Annotated in this window: 12 protein-coding genes, 5 pseudogenes and 1 CRISPR repeat array; of the genes and pseudogenes, 3 read left to right on the top strand and 14 right to left on the bottom strand. The window is 45.7% G+C overall.

The window, feature by feature from the left end; translation table 11 throughout:
- Nucleotides 1-3: 3 nt before the first annotated feature.
- Together LG52_RS04950 and LG52_RS04945 are read right to left on the bottom strand one after the other, a co-directional pair.
- Nucleotides 4-708 carry a polymer-forming cytoskeletal protein gene (locus LG52_RS04950; RefSeq protein WP_044731102.1) on the bottom strand — a complete coding sequence of 235 codons (705 nt, stop codon included), beginning with the start codon at nt 706-708 and terminating at the stop codon, nt 4-6.
- Nucleotides 709-712: 4 nt separating this feature from the next.
- Nucleotides 713-1342 (bottom strand): YhbD family protein, encoded by a 630-nt coding sequence (locus LG52_RS04945; protein ID WP_044731101.1) that lies wholly within the window; start codon nt 1340-1342, stop codon nt 713-715.
- Nucleotides 1343-1510: 168 nt separating this feature from the next.
- Between LG52_RS04945 and ade the strand changes: the two are divergent.
- The 3 pseudogenes from ade to LG52_RS19640 all read left to right on the top strand — a co-directional run.
- Nucleotides 1511-2896, top strand: a pseudogene (gene ade, locus LG52_RS04940) (adenine deaminase); the annotation flags it as partial.
- Nucleotides 2897-3062: 166 nt separating this feature from the next.
- Nucleotides 3063-3260: pseudogene (locus LG52_RS20960) on the top strand (transposase); the annotation flags it as partial.
- Nucleotides 3259-3438, top strand: a pseudogene (locus LG52_RS19640) (transposase); the annotation flags it as partial. The pseudogenes LG52_RS20960 and LG52_RS19640, both read left to right, overlap by 2 nt.
- Before the next feature lie 110 nt (nt 3439-3548).
- Nucleotides 3549-5331: direct repeats of the CRISPR family, unit length 29 nt; unit sequence CTTTAAATCCCTCTCCGTTCAGATAAAAC.
- 197 nt (nt 5332-5528) lie between these two features.
- Here the strand turns inward: LG52_RS19640 and cas2 are convergent.
- The 12 genes and pseudogenes from cas2 to LG52_RS04875 form a co-directional block, all read right to left on the bottom strand.
- The gene (gene cas2, locus LG52_RS04930) at nt 5529-5792 is read right to left on the bottom strand and encodes a CRISPR-associated endonuclease Cas2 (RefSeq protein WP_044731100.1); all 264 of its coding nucleotides are present in this window, start codon (nt 5790-5792) and stop codon (nt 5529-5531) included.
- 3 nt (nt 5793-5795) lie between these two features.
- Complete coding sequence (gene cas1b, locus LG52_RS04925) at nt 5796-6779, bottom strand: type I-B CRISPR-associated endonuclease Cas1b (RefSeq protein WP_044731099.1); 984 nt, start codon at nt 6777-6779, stop codon at nt 5796-5798.
- Nucleotides 6779-7126 (bottom strand): annotated as a pseudogene (gene cas4 / locus LG52_RS04920) (CRISPR-associated protein Cas4); the annotation flags it as partial. The gene cas1b and the pseudogene cas4, both read right to left, overlap by 1 nt.
- Before the next feature lie 34 nt (nt 7127-7160).
- Entirely contained in the window at nt 7161-8333 is a 1173-nt protein-coding gene (locus LG52_RS04915) for an ISL3 family transposase (RefSeq protein ID WP_044731098.1), read from the bottom strand.
- 127 nt (nt 8334-8460) lie between these two features.
- Nucleotides 8461-8619 (bottom strand): annotated as a pseudogene (locus tag LG52_RS04910) (Dna2/Cas4 domain-containing protein); the annotation flags it as partial.
- A gap of 14 nt (nt 8620-8633) precedes the next feature.
- Nucleotides 8634-10811, bottom strand: coding sequence for a CRISPR-associated helicase Cas3' (gene cas3 / locus LG52_RS04905; RefSeq protein WP_197074539.1), 2178 nt, complete (start codon nt 10809-10811; stop codon nt 8634-8636).
- Nucleotides 10812-10833: 22 nt separating this feature from the next.
- Nucleotides 10834-11535, bottom strand: a complete 702-nt coding sequence (gene cas5b, locus LG52_RS04900) for a type I-B CRISPR-associated protein Cas5b (protein WP_041468334.1) — start codon at nt 11533-11535, stop codon at nt 10834-10836.
- A gap of 2 nt (nt 11536-11537) precedes the next feature.
- Nucleotides 11538-12425: a type I-B CRISPR-associated protein Cas7/Cst2/DevR gene (gene cas7i, locus LG52_RS04895; protein ID WP_044731095.1), complete on the bottom strand. Its 888-nt coding sequence runs from the start codon at nt 12423-12425 to the stop codon at nt 11538-11540.
- Nucleotides 12422-14221, bottom strand: a complete 1800-nt coding sequence (locus LG52_RS04890; RefSeq protein ID WP_044731094.1) for a CRISPR-associated protein Cst1 — start codon at nt 14219-14221, stop codon at nt 12422-12424. Before LG52_RS04890 ends, cas7i begins: the two co-directional genes overlap by 4 nt.
- Nucleotides 14218-14856: a CRISPR-associated endoribonuclease Cas6 gene (gene cas6, locus LG52_RS04885; protein ID WP_269430419.1), complete on the bottom strand. Its 639-nt coding sequence runs from the start codon at nt 14854-14856 to the stop codon at nt 14218-14220. Before cas6 ends, LG52_RS04890 begins: the two co-directional genes overlap by 4 nt.
- 574 nt (nt 14857-15430) lie before the next feature.
- A complete protein-coding gene (locus tag LG52_RS04880) occupies nt 15431-17881 on the bottom strand; it encodes a DEAD/DEAH box helicase family protein (RefSeq protein WP_044731092.1) in 2451 nt (816 codons plus the stop codon).
- A complete protein-coding gene (locus LG52_RS04875) occupies nt 17874-18200 on the bottom strand; it encodes a nucleoside triphosphate pyrophosphohydrolase (RefSeq protein ID WP_044731091.1) in 327 nt (108 codons plus the stop codon). The genes LG52_RS04880 and LG52_RS04875 overlap by 8 nt, the downstream gene beginning before the upstream one ends.
- Nucleotides 18201-18234 lie beyond the last annotated feature (34 nt).

Raw genomic sequence — 18234 nt, 5'->3', positions numbered from 1 at the left:
TTCTCACCCTTTCTCTACCGTTCCAATTTTCGCCTCTTCATCGCATTCCAACGCATCCCGATACTCGACCCGCTCGATGCGGCACCCTGGCCCGATCATCACGCGATTGCCGCGTACCATTTTCGCGGTTGTATGTTCAAGATGAACGGAATCCCCTTCAATGACATCGACGGTCAACTCTGCTGGAAAAAACCATTTTTTCAACAACGAGCTTCCTTGCCGCTTAATGACAATCGTTTCCCCGCCGATCTCCTTAGCGCGGCTCGGGCCAAGCAACTTCACTTCGATATAGCCGGCATTCAACAGCCCGCCGACCGTGAAATGACCTTCGACCTCCATCCGTTCAGCCGAACAATCGCCGCCGATGGTGAGCTCGCCATGGACGCGAACCGTCTCCGCCGTCCATGAGCCTTTCACCTCCCCATGGCCGCGAACGGTCGCCTCTTGGCATTGCACATGTTCTCCAATTCTCACACTCCCGCTCACTTTCATCCACTCGCACTCCATCCCGCCTGCCACATGCCCTTTCCCGGCAATATGGACCATGTTAGCTTTCACGCTTCCTTCCACCGCCGCATTTCCTTGCACTTGCAGCTCGAGGCAATCGATGTCGCCATACAGCTTTCCATTCCCCGACAATTTCACCAAGTTGTACAGCCCGCCGGACGCATGCCCGGTTCCGGCAATGACCAAATCTCGACGCTCCATCTTTTTATCCCTCCGAAATGTTTAGTTTCAGCTCCTCGATGAACGCTGGCACGTGCAACCGGGCAACGAGCTTCGCCCCTTCTTCCGCGTACAACCCACCCGCCCCTTCCATCAGAAGGCAGGCCGTCACCCCCATTTTGCGCAGAACAACCAGCTCGCATGATTTCCCTTGCAGTTTTGGATAATGACTCTCGAACATCCTCCATATGTTCTTCCCTTCTTCGAGACTGATCTCACCGGAGCGGAGGAGTCGGTCAACGATGTAAAAGGAAAGAAGCTCTGCAAACGACACGTCTTGGCGGTCTCCCAACTCGTCATTCAACCATTGCAGCACCATATCCGAAACAATGTGACGTTTCGCAATTTCCTCTTTCGTCAAGACGACCGCCGCCGGATCAGGCGCAAACATGCCCGCCAGCTCATCAAGCGACAGCTCATCTTTCAGCTCTTTGATTTTCTCAATGCGCGCCAATATTTTTTCTTTCGGGAAAAAGGTCTCTTGTCCGGTGAATGTCGATTTGCGAATAAACCATTCTTCCGGAATGAGCTTTTTCCGCTTCCAGCGGTACAGCTGACCGTACGAAATACCGGTCAGCTCCAGCAGTTCTTTTTTCGAAATCAATTCCTGTTCCATGATCGGCTCACCTCTCGTTATAAACATAACATAACATTGTTACATTGTAAAGAGGCATATGTCAAAAAAATGAACGGAAGCGGTTGACAACCTGCCGTCTAGCTCAGTACAATGAAGCCAATTTCCACTGGTGATCACGATTCACAGGCAGAAAGGAGAATGAACGACATGACTTCGACATTGCAGACGCGAATCGCCGCCGCCGCGAAACAAACGAAAGCCGACCTTGTCATCAAAAACGGGAAAATCGTCAACGTGTTTACGCGCGAAATCATCGAAGGGGATCTCGCCATTGCTGAGGGGATGATCGTCGGCATTGGCCGCTATGAGGGAAAGCAAACGATCGATGCCGAAGGGCGTTATGTATGCCCGGGGCTGATTGACGGACATGTGCATATCGAATCATCAATGGTGCCCCCGAGCGAATTCGCCCGCGTCGTTCTCCCGCATGGGGTCACCACGGTGATCGCCGATCCGCACGAAATCGCGAACGTCGCCGGCATCCACGGCATCCAGTTTATGCTCGATGATGCGAAACGGACGCCGCTCGATGTGTATATGATGTTGCCGTCGTGCGTGCCGGCCGCCTCATTTGAACATGCCGGAGCCATCTTATCCACCGCGGAACTGGCGCCGTTTTTCAACGATGAACGCGTTCTCGGATTGTCGGAAGTGATGGACTATCCGTCATTAAGGGAACAACACCCGTCGATGCTCGACAAATTGGCGCTCGCGGCAAACGCCAACCGCCTGATCGACGGCCACTTGGCCGGCCTTGATGCCAACGCCATCAACGTCTACCGAAGCTCCCGCATCCATACGGATCATGAATGCGTCACCGTCGACGAAGCGCTTGAACGCATTCGCCGCGGCATGTACGTGCTCATTCGCCAAGGATCAGTCGCTAAAGACCTCGAAAAACTTCTTCCTGCCGTCACTGAGCACAACGCGCGCCGCTTTCTGTTTTGCACAGACGATAAACATCTCGACGACTTATGGTTCGAAGGAAGCGTCGACCATAATGTGCGGCTCGCCATTCGCGCCGGGCTCGACCCGCTTCTGGCCATCCAGATGGCCACATTAAACGCCGCCGAGTGCTACCGGTTGTCGACGAAGGGCGCTGTCGCCCCGGGGTATGACGCCGACTTTTTGTTCGTTGAGGATTTGGAAACGCTGAAAATCTCTCACGTATTTAAATCCGGAAAACAGGTGGCCGAGCAGGGGCAGGCCACATTCCGTTCCGAACGATCGGCTTGCGGCATTGAACCAACATTGCGGCAATCCATCCGTTGCCAACCGGTCACCGAAGCCGATCTTCGCATTCCGATGCGGAAAGGAAACAAAGCCCATGTCATTGAGATCATCCCAAACCATTTGCATACGAACCATCTTGTCACCGAAGTCGATGTCCGCGACGGGGCCTTTTCCCCTTCGGTCGAACGGGATTTGCTGAAGCTTGTGGTCGTCAAACGCCATCGCGGCCTTGGCATCGTCCGCGGCTTCGGGTTCAAAACAGGCGCCATCGCCGCTTCGATTGCGCACGACTCGCATCACCCGAGTTCGACAGTTTTGAGGCCATTTTAGGCAAATGAAAATGACCAAAATGCTGTGATATCAAGGATTTCGCCATACGGATCCTAGAAAAAAGAGCTGAATTTCACAGGCACACGAATTGACAATTTATCCTTTTAAAAAGCCTAATATCGTTTATAATATAGGCATGTACATACGACGAGTAACACACAAAAACAAAGACGGAACGACCGTGGCGTATCTCCAGCTTGCTCACAACGGATAGGATCCGAAGGCCAAATATGCGAAAGCGAAGGTGATTGATTCGTTTGGGCGCGCAGATGAAGTGGATCGCGCCGTCCTGGAACGTCTGGCCCAAAGCATTTCGCGATTCCTTTCTCCTGACTCATGAATCATGGCCAAAAGTAAGAGACGAATGTGAGCGTCTCATGCTTGGTCATTTTTCTTCCAAAAACGGCGACCTGCATCAACGGACTGAACTGACGGCCAAACAAGCGCAACTCTTTGCGGCTCTAGGGCTGGAGCCTCCTCCGAAGATCCTAGGCATCCATCCTCGCGCCTAAGCTACACGCCCAAAGTGTGCCCAAATGTCTCTCGTCACTTTTGCATCAAGGGACGAAAGGCATTTTGTTTGCCTAGTCACTGTCGAACTCGGGCATCACATTATCGCCGATTTTGAATCCCACTCCGTTCAAATAAAACGACTTCGGCGATGAAATGGTTCTTTAAATCCCACTCCGTTCAGATAAAACGGAACGGTGCTCGCCAGCCTGCCGCTTGAAATCGGCTTTAAATCCCTCTCCGTTCAGATAAAACCTCTTCCATTTCGATTTTCAGGATGTCTAAAATCGCACTTTAAATCCCTCTCCGTTCAGATAAAACATATGAATGCCTTGTGGACGGCGCAATTTATGTTCTTTAAATCCCTCTCCGTTCAGATAAAACGTAGCCTTCAGCCCGATTTCTTTCTCACCGATTTTAACTTTAAATCCCTCTCCGTTCAGATAAAACAGGCGCTGTATGATAGCGGACTTGTATTCGCCGAGCCGCTTTAAATCCCTCTCCGTTCAGATAAAACATGGCTGTTATTGCGTTTATTGTGTCAGTGATCTGACTTTAAATCCCTCTCCGTTCAGATAAAACAGGAATTTGCTTCAAATGCAACGGCTCTGGTGTCGAACTTTAAATCCCTCTCCGTTCAGATAAAACATGATTAATTATGTGGAATCGTAAAGCAGCTATTGAACTTTAAATCCCTCTCCGTTCAGATAAAACAGGCGCTGTATGATAGCGGACTTGTATTCGCCGAGCCGCTTTAAATCCCTCTCCGTTCAGATAAAACATGGCTGTTATTGCGTTTATTGTGTCAGTGATCTGACTTTAAATCCCTCTCCGTTCAGATAAAACAGGAATTTGCTTCAAATGCAACGGCTCTGGTGTCGAACTTTAAATCCCTCTCCGTTCAGATAAAACATGATTAATTATGTGGAATCGTAAAGCAGCTATTGAACTTTAAATCCCTCTCCGTTCAGATAAAACGAAATTGAACGTATGAAAATTGAACAAGAAAAATTCCTTTAAATCCCTCTCCGTTCAGATAAAACATCATGATCCCAAACGAAAATGGGGTTGAGGACTTGCTTTAAATCCCTCTCCGTTCAGATAAAACGAAAAATCGTTTGATGATCTTTACTTTGATGTTAGACACCTTTAAATCCCTCTCCGTTCAGATAAAACAAGGAAATGAATGCTTACATTGATAAAATGATCAACTTTAAATCCCTCTCCGTTCAGATAAAACTATGCGCTAGGAGGGGGAAGATGATCCGACAAAGCACTTTAAATCCCTCTCCGTTCAGATAAAACACTAACTAAATAGTCAAATTCAATACGTCCGCCCTGCTTTAAATCCCTCTCCGTTCAGATAAAACGCGCTTCCGGATCGGACGATTCAGAAGTCGCGTCGTCTTTAAATCCCTCTCCGTTCAGATAAAACTATAAACCAAGTAATCCAGCCAATATTTAACCCTTCCGGCTTTAAATCCCTCTCCGTTCAGATAAAACTTCATTCCTTTTGAAGTGGCCATTATTTTATTATTATCTTTAAATCCCTCTCCGTTCAGATAAAACGCGCAACAAGGCGCGATGTGACGTTTGATGAGAACTTTAAATCCCTCTCCGTTCAGATAAAACGCAGTTGTTCCGCGATCCCGTCCCACGTGTATCTCTGCTTTAAATCCCTCTCCGTTCAGATAAAACGGTATCGTTCCCAGTCCTGCTCATTGAACCATTTGACTTTAAATCCCTCTCCGTTCAGATAAAACGGATTTCGCATAGTTATCTACATCCGGCTTGCTTGCTTTAAATCCCTCTCCGTTCAGATAAAACCTACGCCATTCCGCCGCGGCCATTTCCGCCTTCATTTCACTTTAAATCCCTCTCCGTTCAGATAAAACCCCTATCAGTTACAAAGCAATATTCATTGATGTAGCAGGGAATTCCGGCTAATGCCTACACAACAATTATACCTCATTTTGCAGTAAAGTAGTAATTGTGTTTTCTATGCTGCGCAAATAATGACACACTTCCCTTGATAAATCAAGCTTTTCCCCATTTATCCGTTAAAAGGAGGTTCACTGCAAATTCTTAAAACTTAGAGGAACAACTCATCAAAATTCTTTTCCTGACCAAATACCCGCTTTTTTATATTCTTCGGATTTCCTATTTCGTATAAGTAAATGGAGTCTTCTTCTTTATCAATGATCATCTCCAATTCATACATGCACTTCATCAGCAGGCTTTTCGAAATCTCCCCTTCAAATACGCTATTTTGCGTCCAAGTGAGGTATTCCTTTAATTTTTTGCAAACTTTGTTGACCCGCTTCTCCGCTACGTCATACGTAATGATGACAAACATGTTTCACCACCACGCTTTCAACGGTTTATATAGTTCATCCCCAATGAAATGTTTAATGAGCTTGTAGCATTCCAATCGTATAAAATGCCGATAACTCACTTTTCTTTTCAGCTTCCGATGTTGGATGGATGTAGCCAATTTATTCTCCCACTCAATAATAAACTTTTTCTTTCCTTCCTCATTTAAAAATACCATTCCATCTATATCATCAAAATGTTTATTGGTAATGATCCGATTGTTAATGGAAGCGATAATAACCGGATCGACGATCAATGGCTTAAAGATTTCGGCTAAATCCAAACTTAATGAAAATCGCCTTGTCGACGGTTCATGCAAAAAACTAACCGTAGGATCAAGCGGTGTTTTGTAGATTTCACCTAATACCGTTGTATAACACAATGAATTTCCGAATGAGATCAAAGCATTCAGCGGGTCACGTGGAGGCTGCTTTGTCCGCTTTTCAAACGTAAAATCCTGCCTCAAAATGTCATTAAATGATTGATAATAATGTTGGCGAATCCGGCCTTCAATTCCCATTAACTCTTGAACGGTACTCGCTGCGTCCAGTTTTTTTGCCTCTTCTTCGATTTGATGGATATAGACCTCTGTCTTCTCTTTATGTCTGCGAATATTCCGCAACATATGATGCACAGCGCTTTCCAAAAACATTTTTGCTATATACAGCCGTTTTCCTTTATCGAGATAATGGGCGCTCTGTTGCACAACGGTAAAACCAGACACTTTTCTGTTTCGTGGACAGAACGTTCCCGCATAGAACCCGTAATAGTTGAAAATATGCAAATGGACCTCATGCTGGCTTAACAAATTAAGCAACGCGGAGTTGAAGTCCACTTCCCCAAATACATATAAATTTTCGATTTGATGCACAGGAAGCGATCTCTTGTTTTCGTTTTCATCTAAAAAATAAATCGTATTGTCCTTTCGCTTGAGCCGCCCGTTCGAAAAAATATAATGATCTTTCAACATCATTCGTCACCTTCCAGTGCATAGCAAAATTCATAATATGCACACTTTGGACAATATGATAGTTTTTTAAGAGGCGGGGGAGAGGGAAGTTGCAAAATTTGATAGATGTCTTTTAAAGCCTTTTCCACCTTTCGCTCGTCTTCTTCTGTTAATATCACTTCCTCCGTCTTTCTTTCCTTCGTATAGCTGATCAATCCTTTTTTATGAATGCCTCGTTTTTTCAGTTCGTAAAGATAGTACAACATTTGAAAACGATCCGCTTCGGCCATTTTACTGGAGATTTTGATTTCGCGAACGTATTCATCCTCTAATGCATCTAGTTTAAATGTGTCATCAATGAGAATTTCGGTTCATCACCAAAAGTTGTACTTGCACCTGCCATTAAAGTATGTTAGTCGTTTCTAACCGAACCCGTAATGCAAAACGCTGGATATTTCTGTATCCATATCCTCGACGTTTGATCAGCTTGATCTTGTTGTTCGTTCCTTCCATTTTCCCATTCGAGTAAGGGGATAAAATGCAAGAAACGATTTCTTCTGTTCGCTTGACGAGCGCTTTTGCAATCGCGCGCACAACCGAACAAGGACAAAACGAATACCGATGAATCCAAGACTCCAAACGTCGTTTCGCCTGTTGCTCGTCTTTGCTTTTGGACACATAACGAAAATGTTGGAGCGATTGGTAGACCGACTTTAAGTCATCGCTTTCATTACACCATTCTCGTACGATTTGACGTTCTTCCTCCGTCAATTTCTCTGGGCATGTGCTCAATAAACGGCAAACGTAACGAACATTTCCGTGTTTCCTGCTTCCTTTGTCTACATATTTGCGGCAACGATCTAAAGCATCCGTAAACAGCTGAATGACATGGAAATAATCGACCACGTGTGTCGCCTCTGGGCAACCCCCTTGAATGGCTTTTTTCATCGCTGGGGCTAAATCGCTTACGACATACTGAACAGAACGAGACACATGCGCCAACGCACGTCTGATGGCTTCCTCGTTCTTTCCAGCTTCGATGGCATACACTTCTCCCGTCTCGGCATCCATGATCGCCACTCCGTAGTCATGCCCTTTTCGAAAGGCAAATTCATCGACACAAACCGCCTTTGGTTGGATATCATTCGATAGGAAGGAAGGGGCATGGGTATAAAACCAACGTTCCACGGTCGTGTAAGGGAGTTTGAGCATCCGAGCTACTGCCTGAATGGATGTCCCGATGCAAGATTGCGCCACCCATTGCTGAAAAGCGTCTGTTGCCACACTTCGAGGGGAGATTCCTGGATAAGACGTGCTGAACGTCATGCCACACGTACTACAACGTCTGCGCTCGACAGGAAGTTCAATCCAAAAAATCCCGATTCGTTGAGCATAGCCATGCATCCATTGCTTCTTTTTTCCTGTCATTTTGATCGTGCGTTTCAAGCAGACAGGACATAATGGGCATTGTTCAGGTAGAGAAAGTTCGAAAATCCAACGATCTCCTTCTTTTCGCACCTTTTGAATCAAAACATCTGGTAAATCGATAAGTTCTTTGATAAACTGAGAGTACATGCGAATTTTCCTCCAATGGTTTGGTTTGGTCACCTTTACCATACAGGAAAATTCGCATTTTTTGTACCCTCTATTTTCGCTATGCACACCGATCTTAAATCATCAAGTACAACTTGTGGTGAAGAGCCAGAATTTCTCTCTCATCCAAGCGTGGATACGCCCGATCGTGCAAAATCTTTCCTTCGATCACCCGTTCATGCTCTTCTTCCATTCCAATCCCTTTGGAAAACAACCATAATTTCCGCTTGCACACTTTGTAATAATGAATTTGAACACCGCTTGCCATTGGCCGCTCTCTCCTCAATAAAATACAGACAATGATGCATCGAACCGAATTCCTGTTCCTTTCCCCTTTTCTCGGTCAAAATCATATTCAACATCCGCAATGTATATATGGTCAAACGGTTTAGACAATCGTTCTGAGACACATTTCTCCGCAAGAAAACGGTGGACGCTGATCGTCTTCTTTTCGATCTCCATGCGCAAATGAATCCGCTCTCGCCAGTCTCGGCAACGGCGGCATTCATCGATGACATGGGCGATTTCGTCGTAAATTCGCCGTGGAATGATGGGAACGGTCTGAATGTCACGCAGTTTCCGCTGTGCCTCTTTCTTGCTCATTTCATACGGATCTAAATGATCAAACATCGATAACGCGTCCTCAAACTCCCGCAAAAATGAGGTTCCTTTTAATCTCTCGCGTTCATATAGCTTTGCAACCAGTTCAATTTTCGCTCGTTCGTCAAGAATCTTTCCTTCATAATCTTTCAGCAAGCAAATGCTTTCACGCACGAGATGTTCATCATATACGGATGGAACTCCAGAAACGTTTTGTGTAAAAATATGGATATTACATTGTTCCCCTTGAATAACCCTTCTTCGATAACAGCGCCCAAGACGTTGAAACAGACTGTCCAGTGGAGACATTTCTGTGAATAAATAGTCAAAATCAATATCAATGCTTGCTTCGACAAGCTGAGTCGTAATCCACACCCCATTTGTCTTTGCCTCATTGAACTCTTTAATTTGCCGCTCGAGCCATTGACGATCTTCTTGCGTAAATTGTGAATGCAGCAAATGAACAGGTACATCGCTGGCCATTTCGGATAACCGTTCATACAGTTCCATCGCCCGACGAACTGTATTCACAATGACTAACACTTGGGATGAACGCGCCATTCTGACAAAGTCCTCTATTCCTTCTGTTATTTCCTGATCATGGAGCTGAATGCGGTGGCGGTGATTCTGGCTGTCAATAAATTCGCCGAAAACAGTGTCTTCTTCATCGATGATGCTTCGGCGCTTGAGTTCATCCAAATATAAAGTTGGCAATGTAGCTGTCATAATCATGAATCGACCGCCTACTTTTTTAATCATTTCTAATGACTTAATCAACATCGCAGCAATTTTTGGATCATACGCTTGGATTTCATCGATCACCACTTTAGCATTTGCCATGCTTGCTAGTTCTTTTTCAAACCCTCTGTAATAAAAAGGAAATTTTAAAATTTGGTCAACAGTCGTGAAAAGCAGTTTCATGGACAGCTGTTGCGACTGTTGCTTAATCGCCTCCCAATTTTCTTCTTCTCGTTCTGCTAAATAGAAGGCGCTCGTGGAATGTAAAAGGCCCGCAGCTTCGTACCCCATTTGATACCGAATCCGTTCGTAAATTGCATTAATACTGACGCGAAGAGGCAAGGTGAAAAAGGCCTTATCTCGATCGATCCACAATAAGGCAGATTCCGTTTTTCCCATACCTGTTTGCGCAATCACAATCACATTTTTATGAGTATGACTTGCTGTAAAACGCTGTAGGCCATTTAGATGAAATGACTTATTCTCCATATACCGCCGTACATAGACGCCAACATTTTGATGAATGTCGGACTCGACGGGAAGGTGTGCCGAGGCTGCATGGTCGATTCGCTGAAGAAGACCTTTTAGCAACACATAATCCCAAAATGGTTCTCCGTCATGGATAGTGTATCGACGCAATAAACGATCGACAAATCGAAAGGATAGCTTCTCCACCAAAGGCAGATTCATATGTTTTGCAATCGCTTCCCTTTGCACATATAAATCACTTTCTAATACATGACGAATCGCTTCCTTGTCAGGAAGTTTGTCCCGCTCATGATGGTAGCCGATGGCATGAGTTAACAGTCGTCTTTCTTCTTTCGTCAAATTAAATTGATCAAATGGAACAAGGCCGACGGACAAATAGTTATGCGGTACATTGGCGTCGCAATCGGTTTCGAGCAGTTCTTCTTGAATGGCACGGCGGATTTTGTTTTGAAACACCGTGTTCGCTTTCCCGATGTCATGATACTCGATCGCTAATCGAAGCAATTCCCACATTCTTTCATTGACACGAATCAATCGGTCTCCATAACTGTCCTTTAGTAATCGCCAATTATCAAGAAGACGATCCGTATGTTCACGGATCGTCTCTTTCGTTTCGGACTTTGCATAAAACATGACCGTTTGATTTCCTCCCATTCTATAAATGGAAAAATACGAGCTCCCCGTCTTCATCAATACACGCTCCCTCTGGAGCTGTCGTCCCTTTTCGCACGTATCCCACATTGACTTTCTCCCATTTTCTCACTCCGTTCACGACTTCGTATTTCCAAGGGAGTTCATATGGGATATGCTTTATGTCTATATCGAGCAAATGATGGGGAATGTAAGCGTAATAGCGTAAATCTTTCTCTTCATCCAATTCATCTACCTGAACTATTTTATACTCATCAATTCGGACCAAATCTTCCCATCTACCTAAGCTATAATGGTTTTCGCCAGTTTCGATGGCATGTATTACCCGTTCAAGAACTTCTTTTTCTGCCTCAACGTGAATCAACAAATCAACTCGGTACAACAAATGTGTATAAATGGGCATTGTCGTAATTTCGTTAGCATCGTACGAAAACGACTCATCCTGAATCCCATCAAGGATCAGTGGAAAAGCAGCGACATCACGTTTTTTAAAAAAGTAATGCCGCTGATAGTCGAGCAGTTTCGCCTCATACTCCCCTTGAACGCTTAGGCGCATGGGGATGAAACGATCCGCGCGAAGCAACGCGTGAATCATTCCTTTAACTGTAGAATAAGGCGGAAGCGGATATGTTTCCGCCACCTTGGAAGCGAACGGTTTTTTATAGCACGCTGTCTCTTGAAATAGTTTTAAACGCAACGCCTTCATTATCATTCACCGTAGTATGTTTGAACTTGTTCAGCAATATGGCGGAAAAACTGCTCCACTGATCCAGTCTTCTCTGCAAATCGTTGTGCAAATTCATCTTCATTAGCAAATATGCCGCTTACTAAACCGATGCGCGTCTCGTCAGCAACTGGCCTGCCTGCGAACGTTTGCGCCATGGTATCAGCGATAGGGGCAACTTCAATTTCCCATCCTCGTGGCGAAGAGGCCAAGCGAATTTTCCCAAGGAAAAACGGATTTGCTACATCATATACTCCGCCGATGACGAATAGTGGGGACAAGTTTTCACGACGACCGCGAATATTCCGATTGAGCAACTTCACAATATCAAGCAATTGCTGAACCCGCTTCGCTTTTTCCTGATTGGGTAGCTCGACCTCCCCATCGACGCCAATGCGATGTAAGTCTATCGTGATGGTGTAACAATAGAAGCTTTGGTGCTGCTCGATCTGAGCCAAATTCGGATCAGCACCAATTCGGCTGGCTAGCCCCATGTTATTCAAAAATTCCAAATCGCTTTTATACGGTTCGAGGGAAATGGCATGGCTTAAACGCACGACAGCAGCGCGTTTTTGCGAGTTTTTATCCGTTTTCAAGTACCCGAATAAATCCATTTCAACGGAATCTTCGATGGTGACATCTTTTTTGAACTGAACAACACCGCTCGCTTTATCGACGGTATTTAAGTTCCAGCCAAACAGTTCATTTCCTAAACGGACGATATCGTAACGCAAACTCTGCCGCGATGCGTATGTGTACGCCTCTCCATTGCCGCGATGAAACTTTTTTAATTCAGAAATATTCGCAATGCCCTCTCCATAGTTTAGCGATCCCGCTTGAAAGACAATCGTCATCGTGACCGTTTTCGTCATGATACAACCTCCTCTTGTTCTCCTTGTCCTCCTTGAGACAGCAACCCAGCAATAAAGGCGTTGGCTACAGCAGGAAAATCCAAATCCCGCTCATGCAACGCATTTAAGAAAAGCGGAGAAATGGGCTGATCCGCTGACATATGGAGACGGAACAACGTATCCAAGAAGCTTTTCCGGTCTCCTGCTTTCGCTGCGTTTAACAACCGATAGGCAATCGCGATAATTTTTTTACTCGGGCTGGCAGAATAATGGTCAGCCGTTTTAGGGCTTCCAGCCTGTTCCAATGCCTTTCGAATCTCTTGGCCGCACCGATATAGGGCATATACCCTTTTGTCTGTTTTCTCCATTTCTTTTCCTCCTCTTTTCAGCTGTATAATTCGGCTGCGTTCGCGAACAGCGATGTAAGGGCCGATGTGGGAACGTCCATTTTCAATACAATCACGCAAATATTGATAAATGACTCGAGCAGGGTCGACTCCGCGCAACACGTCTTGGATGAATTGTTCACGATAGTCATAATGGACGTAATCCAACTTTCCTGGATATTCAACAAAATAGCGAGCCAAATACAAAGGAAGATGGTAATAGTGCAAGTGCGTTTTTTTGCTGTCATAGTCAGAAGAAAATTCTAAGAAAAATAGATGGTCGACCACATAGTTTGCTTCTTTCGTTACACTTTGGACGAGCTTGCTTACGATGCGGTCAAACGGATCTTTTTGCTGCTTCATCTGCTTCAGATGGTTGTTTTTCTGCAAAATCTCAGAAAATGCCGCATCAGATTGGACAAAGCCTGCATACATACGATACTCGTTTTGCTCTTGAAATCCCTCTTTCTTTAAGTAAATCGCCGCACCGGCAGGCGCAAAAAACAACACAAGTTTCGCCAAAGATGAAATTGGTTTCGGCTGCTTGTCTTGTAAATTCCAATTAAAATTAAAAGCGTTGCTCGTCGATACTCCAATTGGGGAAAAGATCATTTCTTCAAAGTTATAAAAGGCAACGTGCCCGGAGAAAAGCATGCATTCATACAAAGCGCTCATCTCTTCCCTCATTTGAGGCAACTTTTTCTTTCTCCACGCTCTCTTCAATGCTTTAAACGGCCCATATTCGGCATGCTCGTCCAGGAAATGAAGAACTTCATTCTCTGTCGAAGCAGAGCGAAAGACGTGTTCAAATTGAAGATCGTATTGCACCGGAATAATATAATCGGCCTGAAATCGTTCAATGTGCCCTTCCAAATCCAGATTATTGTTTGAAACATTCAAAAACGATACTTGTCCGAAAAACGACTTTAGGACCGCCGCTTTAAAATAGTTTAATGTCAGCTTTTCATTAATGGCTTCTTTGGAAAGAAGTTGTTGAAATTCGGCGATACATTGCTCTAATTGTTCAAGTTGCTCCGGTTTTTTGACGGATTTGAGCGTTTCAAATAACTGCTCGACCGGCTCATCAGGGAAATACTTTTGAATTTTCTTTCCCGCATCCGTAATCGTCTTTTTTATACTGGATAAGGCCGTTGAAAATGAGTTTTCTTTTTTAGCCTGTCCAAGGTAATGGCGCAATCTCTCGCCATCCCGCTTTGCTACACTGTATTCATCGATCAAATAAAGAAAATACGCTCGGGGCAACTGTGGAAGCACCTCTGTCTCCAACTCAAGCCCCTGAGGGTGGATTGAAACGCTTTGCCGGTGCTGTGGGTCAATAATCCCCTTCCGCAATCCATACTCAAATACCCGATACAGCCCGACAAGCCCCATTGTCACCATCCACTCGCCCATGCGGAGTTCAATCTTCATCCCCGCACCTCCTCTACCTCAAGCAGGCCAAATCCTTGATTGCGCCGTTTGGACAACCCGAGCTGATACAACAGCTGCAAATCGCTTGGATGGCCGGTTAGCGAAAAGAAAGTTTGGTACGCTGTAAAATATAAAACGTTGCCGCCCCCATGCGTTGCCTCGAATTCATGATTCGTCTCCTTCACTACCACCTTGCGCCATCGCAACGGCCGCACAATCAAGGGCGACAATAGCCCATTTCCCCGATACTGCCGCAAAATCAGATCCGCTAAATGATTCACGTGCTCCTCATAGTCGGGAGCATCCGGGCTGACCGGCTTCTGGTTTTTATCTTCAACCAACATCGGAGAAAGGGTGCGAAACACCACGGTAGAATCTGTGATCGTTTTCTCCGGCAACATGCGGATTTTCTCTTTTACAAGTTGATATTGCTTATACGAGAATGCTCGTTTTTGTTGCAAGCCGTTGTACAAGTGCAAAAGAAACTCATGATCGGGCGAACTGACAGTCATTGTCATACCCTCTAAATAAACCTCTTGATCAACAAAATGAAAATTTTTTAAATACACAGAAAACGCAAACGGCTTCATTGAAGCGCTCTTGTATAAACGCTCACAATATTGCTCATCCGACATTCGCAATGCTTCTTTTATCACCGACACCAACATCATGCGGTATGAAACAGGCATTCTTTCCGCTTTAAAAGAACAAGTAAGCCTCATGACGCACCTCCTTTTGATTTATATATTACCTTATTATGGATGAAAATGTTGTCGAAATTTGTCGTCAAATAACGTTTATGGATGAATTTTGTTGCTTTTGTATTCATTGAATAAAAAAGCAAAATCCCTCTTATCACACATTTTGCAAACGCTTTCCCCGTTTTAATTTTAACAATCAAAAACTCGCTTTTGATATTTTTAGGATTTACCACCACACGATCATCGAAATGTTAACCCTCTCATAAGTAGCGCTATTTCACCCATCTTTCAAACGATTCAAACAAAAATCTGTAAGCTGGATAAGCGGTAGAAGGGATAATCCACCACATAGATTTTTCAACATTAAATCGGTTAAACGGTCTTACAGTGTAATTCCTATGTTTTGTTTTTAACACTTTGTATAATTTCTGTGTCTCTGACATCTTTACACACGATCCCTTTCATTTTTCTTCATCCCCCTAAAAGGCTAGTGAAAAACAGCTATTTTTCATCCCCCCTTCCTTTCAAAATACGCATGCAACCGATACTCGCAAATCTCTTTTGTCCAGTTGTACAATATTTCTTCGTGTTCGCGCGCAATGGGAAATTGGAGAGCAAAAATGCTGTTCTCAAAGGAAATCAACCCATTCGAACTGCCGCTCCATTTCGTCATCGGCATGCGGGCGATCAGTTTGCTCACCTTTTCCTCTTCGTACTCCCAAAGACGTTTCGTTTCCCCATCGGAAAAATCAATGCGCTTCCGATATTCTTTTTCCGTTAAGTACCGGTGAAAGAACGCCGCCGCTTGTTGCGGGGTAATTGGCTCATGCCAGCCCGATGGCCCGCGCTCCAGCATAGCTTTTAGGACCACCATTTTGTAGCTTTTCGACATCACCGTGCGCTCCACTTCAACAAGCCACGGTTCGTATTTTAGGAACACTTCCTTTTCCAGCTCCGACAACTCTCCCGCCCAATATAAAAAGCCGACATAAGAGTCGAACTCTTGTTTGTACTCCGCCGCTTCACTTCTGCCGTGCAAATGCAGTTCCAAGTAGGTCGGGCGACGGCCAAGCTCCTGCTTGAGCTGCCTATAGTCAGCAAGCAGCCGTTCTTTGCGCGGCTGGTGCTTTTTCTGCATCTCCTCGAGAAGATGGATGGCTTGAACATCGAGATGCAGTTCGCACGTTTTCGGAACCGTTGGCACAACGGATTCCCGCGCCTTTTTCTTCGCTTCGTCTCGACGCGTATCAAACAGGCGCAGTTTGACATCCGCATTGCGGTAGTTTCCGATTAAGTCGATAATGACGCAATAGTCCTTGCCTTCGTGCAGCCGCAACCCGCGCCCAACTTGCTGGGTAAAGACGGTCAACGATTCGGTCGGCCGCACGAACAAAAGTGTATCGACAGAAGGGATATCGACCCCTTCATTGAATAAGTCTACGGTGAAAATAGCGTCCAGTTCACGTCGTTCCAACATGGCAATGGCTTGTTGGCGCAGGATGGACGTTTGCTTCGAGTGAAGGCTGATCGTACGGTAGCCGTGGCGTTGAAAATATCCGGACAGGAAATCAGCTTGCCGAATCGATGAACAAAAGACAAGCGTCCTTGTTTTCTTATATGTCTCCCACGCTCGCAAAATGTTCTGCGCCATCTCCTCGCGCAGCTGCACTTGGAGCAATTCTTCCTCATCATAACGGTTGCCGAGCCATTTGATTTGCGAATAGTCCGTGGCGTCGTAGACCCCGTAATAATGGAAGGGAGCCAACCAGCCGCGTTGCACCGCTTCGATAAAATCAATGCGGTAGGCGACATTGCCATCGCAAATGGCATAGACGTCTTTATTGTCGTTCCGATCCGGGGTAGCGGTGATGCCGAGCAAAAATTTCGGCTGAAAATAACGAAGGACGCGCTCGTACGAGCGGGCCGCCGCATGATGGAATTCGTCGACAACAATTATGTCAAACGAATCCGGCTGGAATGCATGCAAATGTTTTTTCATGCTCAGCGTAAAGATCGAAGCAAACACCATGTCGGCATTTCCGTCTTTTTGATTGCCATCGTACAGTCCTGCTGTCCGATCAGGAATCACGCGTTCAAACGACCGCTTCGCTTGGCGGAGAATTTCCTCGCGGTGGGCGATAAACAGCACCCGCGAAAAGCGGCGGGCGAAAAAGGCGGCCAAGTATGTTTTTCCAAGCCCGGTCGCCATGACAACCATCGCTTTGTCGTATCCTTCTTCATAGGCAGCTTCCAGACGTTCGAGCGCCTCCACTTGAGCAAAGCGCGGCTTGATGATTGTTCCGTATGCCGCCGCCGTTTCGCGGACAACATCGGCCTTGTCTGCCGCCTCCGCCTCTTCCTCTTTGTCCGTTTTCGTCGGAAGCATCAACTCAATTTCTTCGGTCTCCGCCCATATACGCGCCAAGTTCGGATGGCGCTGATGGTAATCTTGATACCGCTTTTCATAGTCAGCAACCGTTTCTTCATTGACAGACACGGTTTCCGAAGCGTAAAACAACTTTAAAAACTGCTCCATTGCTTCAACAAATACATCCTCATCAACGCTCTTATCCAGCCCAAGGTTCCATTCAACACCGTCCGTGAGCGCCGAGCGAGACAAGTTGGAAGAACCGACAATGAAGCAGCCGCCCTCGGCATCTTCAAATAAGTACGCCTTCGGGTGGAACGAAACTCCCTCGCTCCGATACAAGCGTGCCTCGATGTCCGGGTGGATGGATATGAGCTCGCGCAACGCCTCTGGCTGGGTGACAAACAAGTAATCACCAACGCAAATTTTTATATCCGCCCCCCGCTCTGCAGCCGCCCGCAAACTGTCCTTCAATAGGCGAACCCCGGACTTCATGGCAAACGATGTCAGTATGTATATCGTCGACGAGCGGCTCATCTGTTCCTGCAACTTGTCGAGAAGATGTCTAGAAATCAACTCCACCTTACTCATCGTGAACCTCGATCAAGAAAATTTTTTCGCGGAAGCCGCCGCGCTGTTCCGCTTTTTTAGAACGAATTTGTTCAACTTGCTCGATCGAAGCGCCATGGCATTCAGCCAAAGCATGGATAATTTCCAACACGTCTGCGAGCTCTTCAAGAGCCGCCTCATCCGTTTCCGCTTGGACGTATTCCTCAAGCTCTTCAAACGCTTTTTTCTGCAGTTCTTTCCTATACTCTTCATCGTCAAGTATGCGGGTTGTGAACGTTTTTCCCGATTGCTCGATAATGATTGGAATGCGGTCGCGAACGAGTTTGTTGTATATTGGCATGTCCATTCCTCCATTTACAAAACTATACTACTAT

Origin of the sequence: Geobacillus kaustophilus, assembly GCF_000948285.1 — a bacterium.
In the GTDB taxonomy this organism is placed as follows: Bacteria; Bacillota; Bacilli; order Bacillales; family Anoxybacillaceae; genus Geobacillus; species Geobacillus thermoleovorans_A.
Note: the sequence above shows the minus strand (reverse complement) of the source record. Positions and strands in the feature narration are given on the sequence as shown.

What these genes read in the sequence shown, in the direction of transcription:
- LG52_RS04950 (WP_044731102.1), bottom strand. Translation starts at nt 708, where the DNA reads ATGGAGCGTCGAGATTTGGTCATTGCCGGAACCGGGCATGCGTCCGGC.
- LG52_RS04945 (WP_044731101.1), bottom strand. Translation starts at nt 1,342, where the DNA reads ATGGAACAGGAATTGATTTCGAAAAAAGAACTGCTGGAGCTGACCGGT.
- cas2 (WP_044731100.1), bottom strand. Translation starts at nt 5,792, where the DNA reads ATGTTTGTCATCATTACGTATGACGTAGCGGAGAAGCGGGTCAACAAA.
- cas1b (WP_044731099.1), bottom strand. Translation starts at nt 6,779, where the DNA reads ATGTTGAAAGATCATTATATTTTTTCGAACGGGCGGCTCAAGCGAAAG.
- LG52_RS04915 (WP_044731098.1), bottom strand. Translation starts at nt 8,333, where the DNA reads ATGTACTCTCAGTTTATCAAAGAACTTATCGATTTACCAGATGTTTTG.
- cas3 (WP_197074539.1), bottom strand. Translation starts at nt 10,811, where the DNA reads ATGTTTTATGCAAAGTCCGAAACGAAAGAGACGATCCGTGAACATACG.
- cas5b (WP_041468334.1), bottom strand. Translation starts at nt 11,535, where the DNA reads ATGAAGGCGTTGCGTTTAAAACTATTTCAAGAGACAGCGTGCTATAAA.
- cas7i (WP_044731095.1), bottom strand. Translation starts at nt 12,425, where the DNA reads ATGACGAAAACGGTCACGATGACGATTGTCTTTCAAGCGGGATCGCTA.
- LG52_RS04890 (WP_044731094.1), bottom strand. Translation starts at nt 14,221, where the DNA reads ATGAAGATTGAACTCCGCATGGGCGAGTGGATGGTGACAATGGGGCTT.
- cas6 (WP_269430419.1), bottom strand. Translation starts at nt 14,856, where the DNA reads ATGTCGGATGAGCAATATTGTGAGCGTTTATACAAGAGCGCTTCAATG.
- LG52_RS04880 (WP_044731092.1), bottom strand. Translation starts at nt 17,881, where the DNA reads ATGAGTAAGGTGGAGTTGATTTCTAGACATCTTCTCGACAAGTTGCAG.
- LG52_RS04875 (WP_044731091.1), bottom strand. Translation starts at nt 18,200, where the DNA reads ATGCCAATATACAACAAACTCGTTCGCGACCGCATTCCAATCATTATC.